This is a genomic window from Azospirillum sp. B506 (assembly GCF_000333595.1).
GTDB lineage: Bacteria > Pseudomonadota > Alphaproteobacteria > Azospirillales > Azospirillaceae > Azospirillum.
This window is the reverse complement of record NZ_BADK01000453.1, coordinates 1-1,705: the sequence shown is the minus strand read 5'-3', so window position 1 is coordinate 1,705 and position 1,705 is coordinate 1. Positions and strand designations below refer to the sequence as shown.

At 67.3% G+C, this 1,705-nt stretch carries 2 protein-coding genes; both read left to right on the top strand.

Annotation, left to right across the window (positions count from 1 at the left end):
• Positions 1 to 1,542, top strand: a 1,542-nt coding sequence (locus I71_RS13745) for an ATP-binding protein (protein ID WP_042695421.1), incomplete at its 5' end; no start/stop codon positions are given.
• On the top strand, positions 1,511 to 1,705 hold a 195-nt coding region (locus tag I71_RS13740; RefSeq protein ID WP_042695420.1), incomplete at its 3' end, for a response regulator. The genes I71_RS13745 and I71_RS13740, both read left to right, overlap by 32 nt.

The following is a 1,705-nucleotide window of genomic DNA, read 5'->3' as shown; positions in this document are numbered from 1 at the left end:
GCCCAGGAGGAAACGCAGAAGCAGACCGCCCTGCTGATGCAGGAAATCGAAGCGCACGAACGCACCGACGGCCAGCTCCAGAAGGCGAAGGAGGCGCGGGAAGCGGCAAACCTCGCCAAGAGCCGCTATCTGGTCGGCATCGGCCACGAGTTCCGCACGCCCTTGAGCGCCATTTTCGGCTATTCGCAGATGCTGGAACGCGACCCGGCCATGCCGCCGCACCGGGTGGATGCGGTGCGCGTCATCCGCCGCAGCGCCGAGCATCTGTCAGGTCTGCTCGACGGACTGCTCGACGTGTCGAAGATCGAGAGCGGCCGACTGCAGCTGAACCGGGCGGAGGTGCGCTTCGGCGACCTGCTCGACCAGCTCGTCGGCATGTTCCGCCTGCAGGCGGAGGCCAAGGGCATCGCCTTCCGCTTCGAGGCGCCGGAGGATCTGCCGCCCGTGGTCTTCACCGACGAGGGCCGCATCCGCCAGATCCTGATCAACCTGCTGTCCAATGCCATCAAGTTCACCGACGCCGGCACCGTCTGCCTGCGGGTGCGCCACCGCAGCCAGATCGCCGAGTTCGAGGTCGAGGACACCGGCCCCGGCATCGCCCTGGCCGATCTGGAGCGCATCTTCCAGCCCTTCGAGCGCGGCTCGGCCGCCAACCCGATGGTCCCCGGCATGGGCCTTGGCCTGACCATCACCAAGCTTTTGACCGAAGTGATGGGCGGCGAGATCACCGTGACCAGCACGCCCGGTACCGGCAGCCTGTTCCGGGTGCGACTGATGATGTCCGCCGCGATGCTCTCGACCGCCTCGTCCCAGCCCGATCTTCCGATCCGCGGCTATCGCGGGCCGCGCCTGACCGTTCTGGTCACCGACGACGACCTCGCCCATCGCAACCTGCTGGCCGATCTGCTGACCGAGCTTGGCTTCACCGTCTTCAAGGCGACCGACGGCCCGACCTGCCTCACCCTGGCTGAACTGCATCGGCCGGACATCCTGCTGCTCGACATCTCCATGCCCGGCATGAGCGGGTTGGAGGTGGCAAAGCGCCTGCGCGCCTCCGGCCAGGACGACACCACCATCGTCCTGGTGTCGGCCGACACGCGGGAGGACCGCCCCGCCGACAGTCGGAGCGCCGGGACCGGCGCCGATGGGGGCCAACCCCATGACGGCTTCGTCGCCAAACCGGTCTCCATTCCGAAGCTGCTCGCCTGCATCGGCCGGCTGCGCGCCATCGACTGGGAGTATGAGACGCCCGACGGCACCGACGACGGCCCGCCCGACTTCGCCGCGTCGGAACTGCCGCCGCAGCACCACATCGCCGAACTGATCCATCTGGGCCGCATCGGCTATGTCCGCGGCATGCAGGCCAAGCTGGCCGAGATCGCCGCCGCCCATCCGGAACTGGAGCGCTTCGTCGGCCGCATGCGCACTCTCGTCAGCAACTACGACCTGAACCAGTATATGGCCGCGCTGGAGGCGGTGTACCGCGATGACAGCCATGACGATGCCAGCCATGACGATGAAATCCGTAACCAGACCGCGTGACGTCGTTCTCGTCGTCGACGATTCGCCCGAAGCCCTCAGCTTCCTGACCGACGCGCTGGAGGAAGCCGGAGTGACCGTGCTGGTGGCGCTGGACGGTCGCAAGGCGTTGGCCCTGCTCGAACAGGTGACACCCGACGTGATCCTGATGGATGCCATCATGCCG